General features: G+C 61.0%; 15 protein-coding genes. 12 read left to right on the plus strand and 3 right to left on the minus strand.

Features of this window, described 5'->3' with window-relative positions; all coding sequences use genetic code 11:
• Nucleotides 1-35: 35 nt before the first annotated feature.
• On the minus strand, nt 36-635 hold the full coding sequence (hisB, locus tag AB4Z24_RS11605) for an imidazoleglycerol-phosphate dehydratase HisB (RefSeq protein WP_441708324.1): 600 nt from the start codon (nt 633-635) through the stop codon (nt 36-38).
• 192 nt (nt 636-827) lie between these two features.
• Here hisB and hslV point away from each other — a divergent pair, with 192 nt between their 5' ends.
• The 6 genes from hslV to AB4Z24_RS11635 all read left to right on the plus strand — a co-directional run bounded on the left by hslV (nt 828) and on the right by AB4Z24_RS11635 (nt 6,809).
• Nucleotides 828-1,397, plus strand: a complete 570-nt coding sequence (hslV, locus tag AB4Z24_RS11610; RefSeq protein ID WP_441708325.1) for an ATP-dependent protease subunit HslV — start codon at nt 828-830, stop codon at nt 1,395-1,397.
• Nucleotides 1,398-1,467: 70 nt separating this feature from the next.
• Nucleotides 1,468-2,559 carry a hypothetical protein gene (locus AB4Z24_RS11615; protein WP_441708326.1) on the plus strand — a complete coding sequence of 364 codons (1,092 nt, stop codon included), beginning with the start codon at nt 1,468-1,470 and terminating at the stop codon, nt 2,557-2,559.
• Nucleotides 2,556-3,860, plus strand: coding sequence for an ATP-dependent protease ATPase subunit HslU (hslU, locus tag AB4Z24_RS11620; protein WP_441708327.1), 1,305 nt, complete (start codon nt 2,556-2,558; stop codon nt 3,858-3,860). The genes AB4Z24_RS11615 and hslU overlap by 4 nt, the downstream gene beginning before the upstream one ends.
• A gap of 234 nt (nt 3,861-4,094) precedes the next feature.
• The gene (gene rlmN, locus AB4Z24_RS11625) at nt 4,095-5,288 is read left to right on the plus strand and encodes a 23S rRNA (adenine(2503)-C(2))-methyltransferase RlmN (RefSeq protein ID WP_441708328.1); all 1,194 of its coding nucleotides are present in this window, start codon (nt 4,095-4,097) and stop codon (nt 5,286-5,288) included.
• A 166-nt stretch (nt 5,289-5,454) separates the two neighbouring features.
• A complete protein-coding gene (locus tag AB4Z24_RS11630; protein ID WP_441708329.1) occupies nt 5,455-6,147 on the plus strand; it encodes a hypothetical protein in 693 nt (230 codons plus the stop codon).
• A gap of 83 nt (nt 6,148-6,230) precedes the next feature.
• Entirely contained in the window at nt 6,231-6,809 is a 579-nt protein-coding gene (locus tag AB4Z24_RS11635; RefSeq protein ID WP_441708330.1) for a hypothetical protein, read from the plus strand.
• 75 nt (nt 6,810-6,884) lie between these two features.
• Here AB4Z24_RS11635 and AB4Z24_RS11640 read toward each other — a convergent pair whose 3' ends face one another.
• A complete protein-coding gene (locus AB4Z24_RS11640) occupies nt 6,885-7,733 on the minus strand; it encodes a hypothetical protein (RefSeq protein ID WP_441708331.1) in 849 nt (282 codons plus the stop codon).
• A gap of 225 nt (nt 7,734-7,958) precedes the next feature.
• Complete coding sequence (locus tag AB4Z24_RS11645) at nt 7,959-8,567, minus strand: 2-hydroxychromene-2-carboxylate isomerase (protein WP_441708332.1); 609 nt, start codon at nt 8,565-8,567, stop codon at nt 7,959-7,961.
• Between the two features lie 152 nt (nt 8,568-8,719).
• On the opposite strand from AB4Z24_RS11645, the gene AB4Z24_RS11650 reads away from it, so the two are divergent.
• The 6 genes from AB4Z24_RS11650 to AB4Z24_RS11675 all read left to right on the plus strand — a co-directional run bounded on the left by AB4Z24_RS11650 (nt 8,720) and on the right by AB4Z24_RS11675 (nt 16,916).
• Nucleotides 8,720-9,949 (plus strand): argininosuccinate synthase, encoded by a 1,230-nt coding sequence (locus tag AB4Z24_RS11650; protein ID WP_441708333.1) that lies wholly within the window; start codon nt 8,720-8,722, stop codon nt 9,947-9,949.
• Between the two features lie 119 nt (nt 9,950-10,068).
• Nucleotides 10,069-11,733 (plus strand): YbaL family putative K(+) efflux transporter, encoded by a 1,665-nt coding sequence (ybaL, locus tag AB4Z24_RS11655; RefSeq protein ID WP_441708334.1) that lies wholly within the window; start codon nt 10,069-10,071, stop codon nt 11,731-11,733.
• A gap of 43 nt (nt 11,734-11,776) precedes the next feature.
• Nucleotides 11,777-11,995, plus strand: coding sequence for a hypothetical protein (locus AB4Z24_RS11660; RefSeq protein ID WP_441708335.1), 219 nt, complete (start codon nt 11,777-11,779; stop codon nt 11,993-11,995).
• Nucleotides 11,996-12,425: 430 nt separating this feature from the next.
• A complete protein-coding gene (locus AB4Z24_RS11665; protein ID WP_441708336.1) occupies nt 12,426-13,451 on the plus strand; it encodes an agmatine deiminase family protein in 1,026 nt (341 codons plus the stop codon).
• The gene (gene aguB / locus AB4Z24_RS11670; protein WP_441708337.1) at nt 13,452-14,312 is read left to right on the plus strand and encodes an N-carbamoylputrescine amidase; all 861 of its coding nucleotides are present in this window, start codon (nt 13,452-13,454) and stop codon (nt 14,310-14,312) included.
• 198 nt (nt 14,313-14,510) lie between these two features.
• The gene (locus AB4Z24_RS11675) at nt 14,511-16,916 is read left to right on the plus strand and encodes a TonB-dependent receptor plug domain-containing protein (RefSeq protein WP_441708338.1); all 2,406 of its coding nucleotides are present in this window, start codon (nt 14,511-14,513) and stop codon (nt 16,914-16,916) included.
• The last annotated feature ends 3 nt before the right edge of the window (nt 16,917-16,919 follow it).

The following is a 16,919-nucleotide window of genomic DNA, read 5'->3' on the forward strand; positions in this document are numbered from 1 at the left end:
TCAAACGCCGGCGTTAAAAACCGGAAGCCGCGAAATCAACCCTGCAGCATGCCCTTCGTCGACGGGATGCGCCCCGCCTGCCGCGGGTCGAGAGCAATAGCGGCCCTGAGCGCCCGCGCCAAACCCTTATAGCAGGTCTCGGCAATATGGTGATTGTTCTCGCCGTAAAGGTTTTCGACGTGCAGCGTAATGCCCGCGTTCTGGGCAAAGGCTTGAAACCACTCGCGAAACAGCTCGGTGTCCATCTCGCCGACCTTCGGCCGCGAGAACTCGGCTTTCCAGATCAGGAACGGCCGCCCGGAAACGTCGAGCGCGACCCGCGTCAGCGTCTCGTCCATCGGCAGATGCACGTCGGCATAGCGAACGATGCCCGCCTTGTCACCGAGCGCCTTCGCAATGGCCTGCCCGATGACGATGCCCGTATCTTCGGCCGTGTGGTGGAAGTCGATATGCAGATCGCCCTTCGCCTTGAGCGTGATGTCGATCAGCGAATGCCGGGCGAGTTGCTCCAGCATATGATCGAGAAACCCGATACCCGTTGAAATGTCGTAAGCGCCCGTCCCGTCGAGATCGACGGTCGCGGAGATCTCTGTCTCCTTGGTCGTGCGCGTGATCGAGGCCTGCCGCTGCTTCACGTGAATCTCTCCGACGCCCGCCAATCGTTAATCGCCGTCCATCTACCTGCCGGGCGCCTGCTTGCCGGACGCATGCGAGAGCGTTTATCAGCTTGTAGCCCGCTGGGCCAAGGGTGGCTGACCGGCCCCGTGGCCGCAGGCGACCGGCTTATCTTGCATCCTGCCCGCAAAAGCTTAACTGACGCGATACAAATGACCCAACAGAGCCCAAATGCCGGCGATTCGTCGTGGCACGCCACCACAATACTCACCGTCCGCAAGGGCGGCCGGGTTGTAGTTGCCGGCGATGGTCAGGTAAGCCTCGGCCAGACGATCATCAAAGCCAACGCCAAGAAGGTCCGCCGCCTCGGCAAGGGCGATGTGATCGGCGGCTTTGCAGGCGCAACGGCTGACGCCTTCACCCTTTTCGAACGCCTCGAAGCCAAGCTCGAAATGTACCCCGGCCAGCTGACGCGCGCCGCGGTCGAGCTAGCCAAGGACTGGCGCACCGACCGCTTTCTCCGCCGTCTCGAAGCCATGATGATCGTTGCCGACGCATCGACCACCCTCGTTCTGACCGGCACCGGCGACGTTCTCGAACCGGAAAACGCCATCGCGGGCATCGGTTCCGGCGGCAATTATGCGCTAGCCGCCGCCCGAGCGCTTATCGACCAGCCCCTCGACGCCGAGGCCATCGCCCGGAAGGCGATGAGCATTGCCGCCGAAATTTGCGTCTATACGAACAAGAACATCGTCGTCGAATCCCTCGACGCGCCAGGCTAACGTCAGGCACGAAGGATCAAGGGCCTTTGCCGAGCGAAAAACCAACAGCTAACAGCCGGATGACTGACAGATGCCAAGCGCATTATCACCTGACGACCTAAAGGCTGCGGTCGAAGCCGGCGTCATCGATGCGGCACAGGCCGAGAAGCTGAAAGCCATGCGCCGTGACGCTGCGGGCGTCGGACCCGACAGCGAACCGGCTATTGCCGATGAAGAGCGCTTTCGCTTCCTGAACGGCTTCAACGACGTCTTCCTGACGATCGGCGTGCTGCTCGTTGCCGGCGCGTTCCTTATCGCCAGCTCGACGGCAAGCACCTTTGGCATGAGCTGGTTCGGCACGCTCGCGCTTGCCGCCGTCACATTCTGGATCTTGAGCGAAATTCTCGTCGCGCGCCTCCGCGCCGTGCTCCCCGGAATGGTCCTCTCGGTGCTGTTTGTCGCCTTCGCCGCCGCAGCCGTCGTCGTTCAAATGCACTGGACGAGCTTCAGCTCGTCGAACTGGAGCGTCGATTCCGAATTCGCGTTCTGGCGAAACCCATCGCTCACGTTCGGAACGCCCGCCCTCATCGCCGCGATCATCTATTACGTGCGCTTCCGGCTCCCCTTCGCACTCGCCTTGATCGCCTTCTTTGGCTACGCCGTCGTCAGCAAGGGCCTGCTGCAGATTGCGGGTATCGGCCCCTCGTTCGTCGCGTTGGGCTACGGCCTCGTCGTCCTCGCAGTCGCGCTTGCCTACGATGCCCGCGATCCGAAGCGTCAGACGCGCCTCTCCGATTGTGCCTTCTGGCTGCAGCTCGTGGCGGCGCCGCTGATCGTCTCACCGGTCATCCTTTTGATCAAAGGCACGACGATCGGCGGCGCGACCTCTGCAGCGATCCTTGTGACGGTGTTCTTCCTCGCCCTTTTCGCACTCGCCATCGACCGGCGCGCGCTGCTCGTCTCTTCGCTCCTCTATTTCACGGTTGCCGTCTACGATCTGCTGAACGGCGGCAGTCCTCTAACGGGCGGCGAAGTCAGCTCGTCCTCGTTCGTGCTGACGCTCGGGGTCGTCGGCGCATTTGTGCTGTTTCTGGGCGTCTTCTGGCATCCCATCAGAAACCGCATGCTGCCGGGCCTGCAGAAAACTCATCTAGCTCCCTATATTCCTGAACCGAGACAATGACGAACTTTTCACCGCGCGAAATCGTATCCGAACTCGACCGCTACATCGTCGGCCAAGGCGACGCCAAGCGCGCCGTCGCCATCGCCCTGCGCAATCGCTGGCGCCGTCAGCAGCTGACCGGCGAGCTTCGCGAAGAAGTCTTGCCGAAGAATATTTTGATGATCGGCCCGACCGGCGTCGGCAAAACCGAAATCTCGCGCCGCCTGGCAAAGCTTGCCGGCGCGCCGTTCCTGAAAGTCGAGGCGACGAAATTCACCGAGGTCGGTTACGTCGGCCGCGACGTCGACAGTATCGTTCGTGATCTCGTCGAGGTCGGCATCGCTCTCGTCAAGGAAGCGAAGCGCCATGGCGTGCGCGCGAAGGCCGAGAAAGCCGCGGAAGAACGCGTGCTCGATGCACTCGTCGGCTCCGGCGCGTCACCCGCGACGCGCGACAGCTTCCGCAAGCGCCTCCGCAACAACGAGTTGAACGACAAAGAGATCGATATCCTCGTCGCCGATACGTCGTCGCCCATTCCCTCCTTCGACATGCCGGGCGGCACGATGGCGACGATCAACATCGGCGAGATGCTGGGCAAGGCGCTCGGACAGCGAACGAAGCCCCGGCGCGTCACTGTCAAGGATAGCTTCGATATCCTGATCGCAGAAGAAAGCGACAAGCTGATCGACAGCGATCAGATCACCGGCGAAGCGATCGCCGCGGTCGAGAACAACGGCATCGTCTTCCTCGACGAGATCGACAAGATTTCATCCCGCGGCGACGGCGTTCGCGGTGGCGCCGACGTCTCGCGCGAAGGCGTGCAGCGCGATCTTCTCCCGTTGATCGAAGGCACGACCGTCGCAACGAAATACGGGCCTGTGAAGACCGACCATATCCTGTTCATCGCCTCGGGCGCGTTCCACGTCTCGAAGCCGTCCGATCTCTTGCCCGAGCTGCAGGGGCGCTTGCCGATCCGCGTCGAGCTCAACGCTTTGACGCGGGAAGACATGAAACGCATCCTGACCGAGCCGCAGGTGAGCCTCATCCGGCAGTCGGTCGCTCTGCTCCAGACCGAAGGCGTCACGCTCGAATTCAGGCCGGACGCCATCGACGCCATTGCCGACGCCGCCGTCGAAGTGAATTCGACCGTCGAGAACATCGGCGCGCGCCGCCTGCAGACGGTGCTCGAACGCGTGCTCGATGACGTGTCTTTCGAAGCCTCCGACCGGGGCGTGCAGACCGTACTCATCGACGGTCCTTACGTCAGCGAACGGGTAGGCTCGCTTTCGAAAAACGCCGATCTCAGCCGGTTTATCCTTTAGCGTTCGCCAAGCTGGTTCGTCGCTTCCTTCCCCTCCCCCTTGCGGGGAGGGGTTAGGGGTGGGGGTTAAACTCCGGCGCATACTGGAAGAAATTTACCTTCCCGGACATCACCCCGCCCCCGTCCCCTCCCCGTCAAGGGGAGGGGAGAATGAGCGCGGCATCCAGCATCCTACCCATCGACCGCAAACGCCTGTAAAAGGGCCCTTTCCGAACCGAAAGCTTGTGTTTTCGCTATGACCGCCGCGCCTTTACTCAAGATCGACACCGACCAGCCCGCCGCGAAGCTCTCGCTCGCGGGCCTGACGCGTGACCGCTTGAAAGTCGCGCTCGCGGCCGCCGGCGTTCCCGAAAAGCAGCTTCGCATGCGCGTCGGCCAGCTCTGGAGCTGGATCTACGTGCGCGGCGTTACCCGCTTCGAAGACATGACGGACGTGTCGAAGGACCTGCGCCGCCAGCTCGAAGAGCTGTACACGTTGGACCGTCCCGAGATCGTCTCCGAGCAGATTTCCGTCGACGGCACGCGCAAATGGCTTCTTAGGCTGCCCAAACGCGGCCACGAAGCCCGCGCGCCCGAAATCGAAACCGTCTACATCCCCGAAAGCGACCGCGGCACGCTCTGCATTTCGAGCCAGGTCGGCTGCACGCTGAATTGCTCGTTCTGCCACACCGGCACTCAGAAGCTTGTGCGCAATCTCGAAACGGAAGAAATCGTCGGCCAGATCATGCTGGCCCGCGACCGCATCGGCGATTGGCCCGGCGCGAAAGGTCCGGACGATGGCCGCCTGCTTCCGCAAAGCGAGCGGAAGATCACCAACGTCGTGCTGATGGGCATGGGCGAGCCGCTTTACAATTTCGACAACGTCAAAGCCGCAATGGAGATTGCCTCCGACGGCGACGGCCTGTCGCTCTCCAAGCGGCGCATCACACTCTCGACCTCCGGTGTCGTACCCGAAATCCCGCGTTGGGGCGAAGAAGCCGACACCATGCTCGCCATCTCGCTTCACGCAACGAACGATGCGTTGCGCGACGAGCTCGTTCCGTTGAACCGGAAATATCCGATCGCCGAGCTGATGGAAGCCTGCCGCAACTATCCGGGGCTTTCGAACGCGCGCCGTATCACGTTCGAATACGTGATGCTGAAAGGCGTCAACGACAGCCTCGCCGAGGCCCGGGCCCTCGTGAAGCTCCTCTCGGGCATCCCGGCCAAAATCAACTTAATCCCGTTCAATCCCTGGCCGAACACCCGCTATGAGTGTTCCGATTGGGAGACGATCGAGCGATTTGCCGACGTCGTGAATCGCGCCGGCTACGCGAGCCCCGTCCGCACGCCCCGTGGCCGCGATATTCTTGCGGCCTGCGGGCAACTTAGGTCCGAGAGCCTGAAGCTCTCCGCGAGTGCGCGAAACGCTCTTTCGCAAGGCGGCTGACCCGGAGCGTTTTCAAGCGAAGTGGATGCCGGTTCGCGTGAAGAAAACGCGACAAATCAAAACCCCTAGGCTGACGCGTCGCCCTGCTACTATTCCTGCTTGAGCGGCTGACCCTCGCTTATGTACATTGCGCGCGGGATGGGACGTTAGGGGGACGGGGATCGTCGTGCAAAGGTTTCTCAGCACGCTTGCGCGGGTGTTGTTCGGCTTCGTGCTCGCGAGCTTGGCTGCGGGCCTGGTGACCGTTCTCTTCGTCACGACGCCGGTCGAGGTTTTCACCGAACCCTTTGAGCGTCTGCCGAAAACCGCCAGCGAAACCTTCGATCTCGCATTGCTCGCCGCGACCCACCTCGGAATTTTCGCCTCCGTTTTCGTGCTGATCGTGGCGCTGTTGAGCGAGGTCTTCTCGGTCCGCTCGTTGACATTCTACCTGTTCGCGGGCGTCGCCATCGCGATGCTGGGCTTCACCGCCCAATATCAAAGTGAAGTCGCCGGCCAGCCGACGATCTTGAACAATTACGCCATCAAGGCATTCCTCACGATCGGCTTTTTCGGCGGCTTCTTCTATTGGCTCGCCGCCGGCCAGTTCGCAGGCCGGCCATACGGTTGGGGAGAAGCGGCGGCGGCGGCGGAGCCGGTACCAGTCGAGGCTGGGCCACCGGCACGCAAAGCGGAGAGCGACGCCGAAGTCGTCATCACGAGACAGCCGGTTGAGATCGAGCAGGCGCGATTCCGCAAGCCGCTCCTGCAACGCCTGAAATTTTCAAGGCGGAATCCGGTGGCCGATCCGGGACACGAGACCACTTCGGCCGACGACTCCACGACCCGCGAACCAAACGCCTCGCGAAGTGTTGATTAACCAAACCTGCGGCAGAACAGCTTCTGCGTTGCTGCGATGCAGCAGCCCTGGTACGGTTCGAAAGAGCTTGAGGGATTGGTCAATTGTTCGATTGCGCCCTGCATTTCCGCTTTCTGCAGAAAGCGACGGAAGCCATGTTCGAGATGGGACAAGCGTCTTTCGCGGCCGCATTGGCCTGCCAAAAGCGCCTCTATAACGAAATGATGCCTCCCGAACCGAACACTCCCGAACCTCCGGCGTGGCCGGCCTGGTTCGGCGACTGGACGCCCGTAGCTCGAACACCCTCCCCCGTCCAAACGGAAATCATGCAGGCATGGCTTGCGATGGCGAACGCTTCGCTCGCCTACTGGCCGGGAGCCCAGCAATCCGTTGCCGCTTCCCGCGTCTTTCCTGGCGGCGATGCGTTTTGGCCAGCGTCGGCTCCGGCCTTCTGGGGCACGGCGCCGTGGGCGCTTTATCAGGGACCCATGATGGCGATGATGCTGTCTTACGGCGTTCCCTATGCCGTCGCCGCACCGACGGCACGTGCGAGCACGTCAGCGATGGACGCGGCCGATGCCGCATGCACGCAATGGCGGCTGGTATTTGGAGACGCCGAAGGCCGCCGCGCCCTGGATCGCCATTTCTCGCCACGGCCACCGTGGTCGACCTATCTGCACTGAGAACACCGCGCAAACCCAATCGAGCCGGTCGCCTTCCATCCGGAAGGCGCCTCGGCCAGCCCGATCACGCCTCGCTTATTGCGGATCCGGCTCCGTAGCTGATCCGGAAGCGGCTGCCGCGGGCGCGGCATCCTGCTCACTCGTAGCCGGCGGCGCGGCAGCCGGAGCCGGTGTTGCATTGACCGTTTCAGGCTTCGGTTTCGGCGTCTTTTTGACCGCTGCAGTCTTCGTCTTCTTCGCGGGCTTGGTTGCATCGGCGGCTGGTGCTGCCGCAGCCGCGCCGTCAGCAGACGGAGGCGCCGCCGCTGCGCCATTGGCGGCCCACGGCAGAACTTCTGGCGTTGTGCCCTTTGCCGCCGCCTTGGCTTTACCTTTCGCTTCTTCCTTTTTCAGCATGGCGAGCGAACGGCACCGGGCCTTCGTCGCCTTGCCCGCGTCATTGGTTCCGGCTGCAACCCAGACGCATAGACTGTTTCCGCCGCAAGCGTTCTCATCGAGATTGAGACAAGGCGAAGCGGCTTTCGCGGTCTTTGGCTTCTCGGCAGGCTTTGCCGCGCCATCGGCAGCCGGAGCCGTCGCTTCAGGAGCCGCAGCGGCGGCAGGAGCAGCCGAAGAAGCATCGGCGGCGGTCGCAGCGGCCGCCTTTTTCTTGTGTTTGACCGGAGCAGCCGGCGGCGCCGCCGCATCCGTGCTGCTGTCGGCTGATTTTTGCAGCTGCGCTTTCGGCGTGAATGCGGGAAGCGGCGCCGCAGCGGCCGGCTGAGGAGCGGGCTGTGCTGGCTGGGCAGCGGGTTCCGCTTGCGCCGGCGGATCGTCTGGCGGGATCGTGACGGTAATTTCTTCAGCCGCGAGCGGTAGTGCCAGCGCCCCGGCAAGCAAACCGAACCACACGAGATTCCCGACGATGCGAATCGACCTGATCACGGCCGCTCTCCCCCGATGAGATTAGTTCCCAAGCTTGTATCAGCTGATGCGGGACAGAAACACCGCAAACACCCCCGCGACGCCTTTTTTATGTTCATGAGTTTGATGCGGCACGGAAACGGTTGATACGGTTAATACGCGGCATTTGGGCCACAAATGGTGGAAATGAGCGTACGCTGATCAGGGCGCGGATCACCTTCGAAGCCTTTGAAAATCCGGCCACCTTCAGCGGGGTGCTCTCTTCCGCGCCCACGCCAAAGCCTGCTCCAGCCGGTCGTCGCCCCAGAACAGTTCGCCGTCCTGCGTGCTGAAACTCGGCGCACCGAAAACCCCGAACGCCTGCGCCTCCTCCGTATTGGCGCGCAGCTCCGACTTGACGGCAACGTCCGTGCTGAGCCGGCGAACGTCATCCGCGTCGAGACCGGCCGTCGTCAGGCAGTCCGTCAACACGTCGTCATCGGAAATGTCTAAGCCCTTGCCGAACTCCGCCGCAAAAACCGCACGGCTGAAGGCTGCGTCCGCGCCCTGGCTTCGCGCCGCGATCGCAAGGCGTGCGGCTCTCAAACCATTGGCGGGAAACGACGACGGCATCCGGAAGGGAAGTCCGCGTGCCGACGCCGTTCGTTCGATGTCGCGCACCATATAACGGCCCTTCGCCGGATAAATGTTGAAAGGCGAGGTATCCCAACCCTGAGATTTGAAAATCGGCCCGAGCAGAAATGGCTTCCAATCGATGACCACATCGGCCTCGGCGGCCGTCGCCTCGATCCGCATCGCGCTCAAGTAAGAGTAGGTCGATGCGAACTCGTACCAGAAAACGACAGTCGGCTTCATTGCGCTTCCTCGCTGTCATGCCTGCCGTCACAAGAGTTAAGGCCAATTGCGACATGTCGTGATATGGCATCAACCGTACTTGCAGGCAGCGCCGCCGACCCTATAGTGCCGCGCGATTTCCACCCATTCAAAATTCGAAAGCCAGATCTCCCATGAGCGCCGCGCCGAAGTCCGTGAAAAAGGTCGTTCTCGCCTATTCCGGCGGATTGGACACTTCGATCATCCTCAAGTGGCTGCAGGAGACCTACGGCGCCGAAGTCGTGACGTTCACCGCCGATCTCGGCCAGGGCGAAGAGCTGGAGCCCGCCCGCAAGAAAGCCCTGATGCTCGGCATCAAGGAAGAAAACATCTTCATCGAAGACCTGCGCGAGGAATTCGTTCGCGATTTCGTCTTCCCGATGTTCCGCGCCAACACCGTCTACGAAGGCGTTTATTTGCTCGGCACGTCCATCGCTCGCCCGCTGATCGCGAAAAAGCAGATCGAGATCGCCCGCAAAGTCGGCGCCGACGCCGTCTGCCATGGTGCCACCGGCAAGGGCAACGACCAGGTCAGGTTCGAACTCGGCTATTATTCCTTAGAACCCGGCATCAAGATCATCGCGCCCTGGCGTGAGTGGACATTCAAGGGCCGCGAAGACCTTCTGGACTTCGCCCGCAGGAACCAGATTCCCGTCGCCAAGGACAAGGAAGGCGAGAGCCCGTTCTCGGTTGACGCCAACCTTCTGCACTCGTCGTCCGAAGGCAAAGTTCTCGAAGACCCGGCGAAGAAACCGCCCGAGGTCGTCTACCAGCGCACGATCTCGCCGATGAGCGCGCCCGACAAGGTGACGACGATCAAGATCGGCTTCGTCAAGGGGGACCCCGTCTCGATCGACGGCAAGCAGCTCTCGCCCGCGACGCTTCTGAAAGCGCTGAACGATCTCGGACGCGACAACGGCATCGGCCGCATCGATCTCGTCGAGAACCGTTTCGTCGGCATGAAATCGCGTGGCGTCTACGAGACGCCCGGCGGCACGATCCTGCTTGCGGCTCACCGCGCCATCGAAAGCCTGACACTCGACCGCGGCGCGGCTCATCTCAAAGACGAGATCATGCCGCGCTACGCCGAGCTCATTTACAATGGCTTCTGGTTCTCGCCGGAACGCGAGATGCTGCAGGCGCTGATCGACAAGAGCCAGGAAAACGTCGAAGGCGACGTGACCCTCGAACTTTACAAGGGCAACGTCATCGTCATCGGCCGTGAAAGCGCGAAGTCGCTCTATTCGCCGACACTCGTGACGTTCGAGGACGACAAGGGCGCCTACGATCAGAAGGACGCAGAAGGCTTCATCAAGCTCAACGCTCTGCGCTTGCGCACCCTTGGACAGCGCAACAAGTCATAAGACTTGGTTCCCTCGATGTGACCATCTCAGACGCGCGCGAAGCGTCGAGATGGTCCGAAGGTTGAAATTACGACGATCGTGGTCAAAAGTACTGCCTCCCTCCGGCGGAAGCAGGATACATGCCCCACGAGACACCTCTTATTGCCACGATCGTCGTCGGCCTGAGTTTGGCCTTCCTGTTTGGAGCGATAGCACAGCGTCTCCGCGCCTCGCCTCTTGTCGGATACCTTCTTGCAGGCGTCGCACTAGGTCCCAGAACACCGGGATTTGTTGCCGATCAAAACATCGCCTCCGAACTCGCCGAGGTCGGCATCATCCTGTTGATGTTCGGCGTAGGCCTGCATTTCTCGCTGAAAGATCTCTGGTCCGTCCGGAAAATCGCTATCCCGGGCGCCGTCGTGCAGATTTTCGTCGCGACACTGCTCGGAGTAGGGCTTTCACATTACCTCGGTTGGCAGCTCGGCGCCGGCATCGTCATGGGCCTCGCGCTCTCCGTCGCAAGCACAGTCGTATTGCTCCGAGCGATGCAGGCGAGACGGCTTCTCAATACCGAGCGTGGCCGCATCGCTGTCGGATGGCTCATCGTCGAAGACATCGTGATGGTGCTGACGCTGGTTCTGCTGCCAGCGCTGCTTCCACTGTTTGGCGTCGCCACAACGGACATCTCGGCGAACCATGCTGAGAACTTCGATCTTCTAAAGACCTTTGCGGTAACGGTACTCCAGATCGCCGCCTTCGTCGCTTTGATGCTTATCGCTGGCCGCCGCGTCATTCCATGGATTTTGCACTACGCTGCCCATACCGGGTCTCGAGAACTGTTCCGCCTGGCCGTGCTCGCGATTGCGCTCGGAACGGCCTTTGGAGCGGCAAAGCTATTCGGCGTGTCGTTCGCACTCGGCGCCTTCTTTGCCGGCATGATCCTGAGCGAGTCGACGCTCAGTCAGCAGGCGGCATCTGAAACGCTGCCGCTGCGCGATGCCTTTGCAGTGCTGTTCTTTATTTCGGTCGGCATGTTGTTCGATCCGGCCATTCTCCTCCGCGATCCTTTTGCCGTCGTGACGACACTGACGATCGTCATCGTCGGCAAATCGGTGGCAGCCTACGCGATTGTTCGCGCCTTTGGATATCCCGCCACGACCGCACTCACGATTTCCGTCAGCCTCGCTCAGATCGGCGAGTTCTCTTTCATTCTCGCTGGCTTGGGCGTGACACTCGGCGTCTTGCCTGACCTCGGCCGCGAACTCGTCCTGGCGGGCGCCATTGGCTCGATCATGCTGAACCCACTGCTGTTCTTCGCGCTCGACCGCTATCAGGAGAAGCTCGAAAAGCGCGAGCAGGCCGACGCTACGCCCGCGCCGGCACCGCCCGTCAAAATCGAAAAGACAATGTTGCAGGACCACGCCATATTGATTGGCTATGGCCGCGTCGGATTTCCCATCGGGGGAATGCTGCAACGACGAGGCTTATCGATGTACGTGATCGACGAGAACGATGACATCGTGAACAAGCTCAAGGAAAAAAAGGTTGAAGCGGTCGCGGGCAACGGCGTCGCCCTTCTCACGTTTGCCAATCTGCAACAGGCGAGGTGCCTGCTCGTCGCCATTCCCGACAGCTTCGAAGCCGGACAGATCGTGGCGCAGGCACGGGCATCGAATGCCGAGCTGCCGATCATCGCGAGAGGTCACTCAGACGCCGAGGTGACGCACCTCAAAGCATGTGGCGCGAATATCGTTATCCAAGGATCCCAGGAAATCGCCGACGCCATGGCCGCGCGCGTTCCGTAACGGCATTGCATACCGAACCGGGTGTGAAACAGGGAATGAGATCATGATCGTCATCACGAGAAACGGCGAGACGACAGTGCTCACCGGCTGGCGGGAATGGGTCGTCAAAATCGTTATATTCCTGGCGGCAATCCTTCTGTTCGCCGTCATGGCCTTTCTGATGTTCGGCCTCGCCGTGACGATCGGAGCGATCGCTCTCGTCCTCATACCGGCTGCGATCGTCGTCGGACTGTTCGCGACGATATTCGGAAAGCGCGTTTAAATCTCTGTCTGTTCGTCGCGTCGCGCACACCATCGCGATGGACGAAATAAGACGTTGTCTGATGATTTAAAGCGACTTTAGAGAATAATGAGCTTATGCTCGCTTGAGCGGGAGCGATTCGCCCCGACGGCGTCAGGGCGTTTAACTCGGCACGCGCCCGTTCGTCGGCCAGTCGTTCCCGTCTTTGGTTTGAGCTTCGATTCCGTCTACGACCCGCCCCACGGCGCCTGTCGTGGCCGCATTTACTCTTTCTGTCGGCCCATTCCCCATTTCGGCAGTCGCACCAGTGTCATGATCGTTTGCATGACCGCCCGGCCTGCGCAATTTTCGCCCTGATACATCTCCGGCCTTGACGACCGGGTCCCGATCCACGACATCGCGTGCTCGGATGATGAATGCGTTTCGAAACGCAAATTGCGAGGACCAGAGAATGAAGGTTGCGGCTGACGGAACGCCGGTGGTGACGCCCGCCGAATGGGCGCCTCAGAAGGCGATTTGGACCGCATGGCCGGCCGATCCAGACGAGTGGCKGGGCGACCTCGAGACGCCCCGCCGCGACGTGGCGGCGCTTATTCGCGCGCTCGGCATCGCCGGCAACAAGGTCCGCCTTCTCGTCAACGGCGAAGAAGCCAGAAACTCGGCCATTGCCGCGCTTGGCAACACCGCTGAAGTCATTCCGGCGAAGTACGGCGACATCTGGCTCCGCGATACGGGCCCGATCTTCGCGCGCGCCGGCAAGGACGCGGTCGCCCTCCGCTTCAAGACGAACAGCTGGGGCGGCAAGTACGATCTTCCCGACGACGCAACGGTCGGCGACGACGTCGCCGAGCTTGCGAAAACAGACATCCGCCGCTTCGATTTCGTGCTCGAAGGCGGCGCTGTCGATCATGACGGCGAAGGCACCATCCTCGCCACGCAGCAGACGCTGCTCAACCCCAACCGCAACGGCTGGACGAAGGAAGCCGCCGAGCAGGCGCTTGCCGAAGCCTTCGGCACGAAGAAAGTCATCTGGATCGATGAAGGCCTGAAGAACGACCACACCGATGGCCACGTCGACAACATCGCGCGCTTCGTCGCGCCCGGCCGTGTTGTCTGCCAGGCGCCCGCCGGTCCCGACGATCCGAACGCTGAAACGTTGAACGCCATTGCGGCGAGCCTTGAAAGCGCGACGGATGCGATGGGCCGCAGACTTGAAGTCGTGCGCATCCCGGGCGTTGGCCTCTACCGCAATGCTCTTGGCGAAATCTCGCCCGCGTCTCATATGAATTTCATCATCGCCAACGACGTTGTCGTCGTGCCGATTTACGGAACTGCAACCGAAGCCGATGCCCTACAGGCTTTGCAGGCCGTTTTTTCGACCCGCGCGGTTGTCGGCGTTTCGTCCCGTGGCTTGCTCGGCTGCGGAACGGCCGGCGGCGGATCATTCCATTGCATCACACAACAGGAGCCCCTGTAGATGGCGCGACGCTCGCTCACGGTGGCCAGCATTCAAACGTCCTACGGCCACAACATCAAAGAGAACATCGCCAAGACCGAGGCCTTCGTTCGCGAGGCCGCGGGACGCGGTGCGGAAGTCATTCTGCCGTCCGAGTTGTTCGAAGGTATCTACTTCTGCACGCGCCAGGAGCCGAAGTGGTTTCATACCGCCCATCCGGTGATGGAGCACCCGGCAGTGATCGCACTGCGCGACCTCGCGAAGTCGCTGAAGGTCGTCATCCCGATCTCGTTCTTCGAGAAGGACGGTCCGCGCTATTACAACAGCATTGCCATCGCCGACGCCGATGGCGAAATCCTCGGCGTCTATCGCAAGAGCCACATCCCCGACGGTCCAGGCTACCAGGAAAAGTATTATTTCCGCCCCGGCGACACGGGCTTCAGAACATGGAGCACGAAGCACGGCAGGATCGGCGTCGGCATCTGCTGGGATCAATGGTATCCGGAAACCGCGCGCGCCATGGTTCTCCAAGGCGCCGAGATATTGTTCTATCCGACGGCAATCGGATCGGAACCTTATGATCCCTCGCTCGACACGCACCTGCAATGGCAGCGCGCGATGCAAGGTCATGCCGTCTCGAATTCCGTGCCGATCGTTGCAGCCAATCGCATCGGCGAGGAAGACAACGACGGCGTGAAGCAGAAGTACTACGGCCACTCCTTCATCAGCGATCACCGCGGCGAACTCGTCGAGAAATTCGGTGCCGAAGACGAAGGCGTCCTCGTCCATACCTTCGATCTCGACCTCGTCGAAACGTATCGTGCCGAGTGGGGATTCTTCCGCGATCGCCGCACCGATCTCTACGCCAAGAGCATCATCTGAGCGGCGACGTTTGCGTCATCTCATCGAGATAACGAGCGACGAATAAATTCCACTTCCTGCCAATGAGCGTTGTCGCACCGCGAAAATCGGTGCGACGATTTACGCTTGCACTCAGTTATAGCCATATGGCTATATAGCTTTTGGACTATAACGAGACCAACGGCGCGGGGGCGCCGTTCAAGGCAAATCGGGGGGAAGATGTCGCGGATTACATTGGCCGCCATAGCGGCCGTGTGCGTTGTTGCGGTCGAACCGTATCAAGCTGAAGCTCAACAAGCGTTGACGCCAGGTGGTGACGTAACAGCCGACGAGGCCTCGGTTCTGCCGCCTGTCGTCGTGCAGTCGCCGACCGAACCGCTTGGCCGCCGCGCTCAACCGAAGTCTGCCCCACAAGTTGTGAAGGCCTCCACGTCCGGCAACGCGAAAGCAAACACCGCCGAAGCAGGCGAAGGTTCTGCAGAAGGCACAGGTCCGAACGGCGCAGCATCAGGTGGCCCAGCCATCGGCACCGGCATATTTACGCTCGGCCAGATCGACATGATCGGCGGCAGCACCGTCACCAACGAGGCGATGTGGACGTTCAACAAGAACTCGCTCGATCAGGCCGTCAACCTGTTGCCGGGCGTGTCGTCGACCAACTCCGGCGGCAGCCGCAACGAAAAAGATATCTTCGTGCGCGGCTTCAATCGCTACCAGGTACCTTTGTCGATCGACGGCGTGCGCGTTTATCTGCCGGCCGATAACCGGCTGGATTTCAGCCGCTTCCTGACGCCTGACCTTGCGGAAGTCCAGGTTGCAAAAGGCTACGTCTCGGTCCTGAACGGTCCCGGAGGCGAAGGCGGCGCGATCAACCTCGTAAGCCGCAAGCCGACGAAGGAAATCGAACTCGAGGGCCGCACGGGTCTCGTCACCGATGGCGACCTCAGCAGCCTCAATTCCTGGAATGCTTACGCTTACGCCGGTACGCGTCAGAAGGGCTACTATGCCCAAGTCAGCGGCAACATCGTCGACCAGGACCACTTCAATCTTTCGCACGATTTCACGCCCGCCAATTCCTCGACTCTTGGCTATAACCAGGGCGTCGCGGCGGGCTTCCCCTATCAGCAGAAAGGCGAGCGCGACAATTCTGATTTCCGCGATTGGCGCATCAACGCCAAAGTCGGCCTCACGCCGAACGCGACCGACGAATACAGCATCAACTACACCAATCAGCAGGGCGAAAAAGGCGCACCGCTGAGCGTCGAACGTCAGATTGTGCAGGGCTACTTCAACGGCAACACGGTCCGCTATTGGGATTGGCCGCAATGGGATACGTCATCGCTATCGTGGTTGTCGAAGACGAAGCTCGGCGACGTATCGTATATCAAGACCAACGCCTTCTATAATACCTTCCAAAACTCGATCTCGTTCTATCCGAACGCAACCTACACGAACCAATTCACCGACAGCCCCTATGACGACTATTCGTACGGCGGCTTCGTCGAAATGGGCACCGACCTAATTCCGATGAACACGTTGAAGGGCGCGATCCACTTCCGTCGCGACTTCCACAACGAGCAGAGCATCAACTACAAATATGTGCCGACCTACACCGTCAGCCTTGATCCCGCGAAACGGCAGTCCGAAGAGACATGGTCGTTCGCTCTTGAGAACACGTTTCACGCAACGCGCTGGCTCGATATCGTGACAGGTGCGAGCTACGACACGAACCAGGTTCTCGACGCTAACGGCAGCACCGATAAGCCCGACATCGATGCCTGGAACTGGCAAGCCGCCGCCATCTACAGCTACAGCAACACCGGCAAGGTTCACGCCGATGTATCGAGCCGCACTCGCTTCCCGACGCTGTTCGAGCGCTACAGCACGCGCTTTGGCTCCAAGACGGCCAACCCCGATATCGCACCCGAACGCGCGACCAACTACGAAATCGGCATCAGCGATACCGTGTTCCGCAACGTCCACGTCTCGTCGGCGATCTTCTATGCCAACATCGACGACAGCATCCAGAATGCTTTCTCGGGCGGCGCCAACAGCAAGAACTCGATCATCGGCTTCAACGCCGATGGCTATAACTACGGCTTCGAACTCTCGGCAGACTGGGACGTGATGCCCGGCCTGCGGCTCGGCGGCAACTATACGTATTTAGAACGCCACCTCGATTTTGACTCGGCAACGCTCGCCCCGGGTTCGACGACAACGGAATACAATTCCGTCGCTGCCACGCAGCTCGAAGGCACGCCGCGGCACAAGGCTCTCATCTATCTTGCCTGGAAGGCGACAGACAGGCTGACGCTGACGCCAAGCGTCGAACTCGCGACCGACCGCACGGCCCTCGTCACCAGCTGCGCATCGACGCTGGTGAATACGACTGGCCAAACTAACGCGACCGGCAACTGCGGCAAGACGAGCGGCTACACCGGCAAGCCGAACTACATTGAACTCGGCGCCTATGCCCTGGTTAACTTCCAGGCCGAATATGCGTTCACCGAAGGCACCACAATTGCAATTGGCGCAATGAACTTGCTGGATGAAAATTATTCACTAGCCGATGGTTTCCCCGAGCCAGGCCGCCAGTTGTTCGCTAATGTCCGAGCTCGCTTCTGACGA

Origin of the sequence: Hyphomicrobium sp. 2TAF46 (genome assembly GCF_052114865.1) — a bacterium.
Lineage (GTDB): Bacteria > Pseudomonadota > Alphaproteobacteria > Rhizobiales > Hyphomicrobiaceae > Hyphomicrobium_B.

Coding starts and splice junctions, on each gene's coding strand:
- hslV (WP_441708325.1), top strand. CDS start 828: ATGACCCAACAGAGCCCAAATGCCGGCGATTCGTCGTGGCACGCCACC.
- AB4Z24_RS11615 (WP_441708326.1), top strand. CDS start 1,468: ATGCCAAGCGCATTATCACCTGACGACCTAAAGGCTGCGGTCGAAGCC.
- hslU (WP_441708327.1), top strand. CDS start 2,556: ATGACGAACTTTTCACCGCGCGAAATCGTATCCGAACTCGACCGCTAC.
- rlmN (WP_441708328.1), top strand. CDS start 4,095: ATGACCGCCGCGCCTTTACTCAAGATCGACACCGACCAGCCCGCCGCG.
- AB4Z24_RS11645 (WP_441708332.1), bottom strand. CDS start 8,567: ATGAAGCCGACTGTCGTTTTCTGGTACGAGTTCGCATCGACCTACTCT.
- AB4Z24_RS11650 (WP_441708333.1), top strand. CDS start 8,720: ATGAGCGCCGCGCCGAAGTCCGTGAAAAAGGTCGTTCTCGCCTATTCC.
- ybaL (WP_441708334.1), top strand. CDS start 10,069: ATGCCCCACGAGACACCTCTTATTGCCACGATCGTCGTCGGCCTGAGT.
- AB4Z24_RS11660 (WP_441708335.1), top strand. CDS start 11,777: ATGATCGTCATCACGAGAAACGGCGAGACGACAGTGCTCACCGGCTGG.
- aguB (WP_441708337.1), top strand. CDS start 13,452: ATGGCGCGACGCTCGCTCACGGTGGCCAGCATTCAAACGTCCTACGGC.
- AB4Z24_RS11675 (WP_441708338.1), top strand. CDS start 14,511: ATGTCGCGGATTACATTGGCCGCCATAGCGGCCGTGTGCGTTGTTGCG.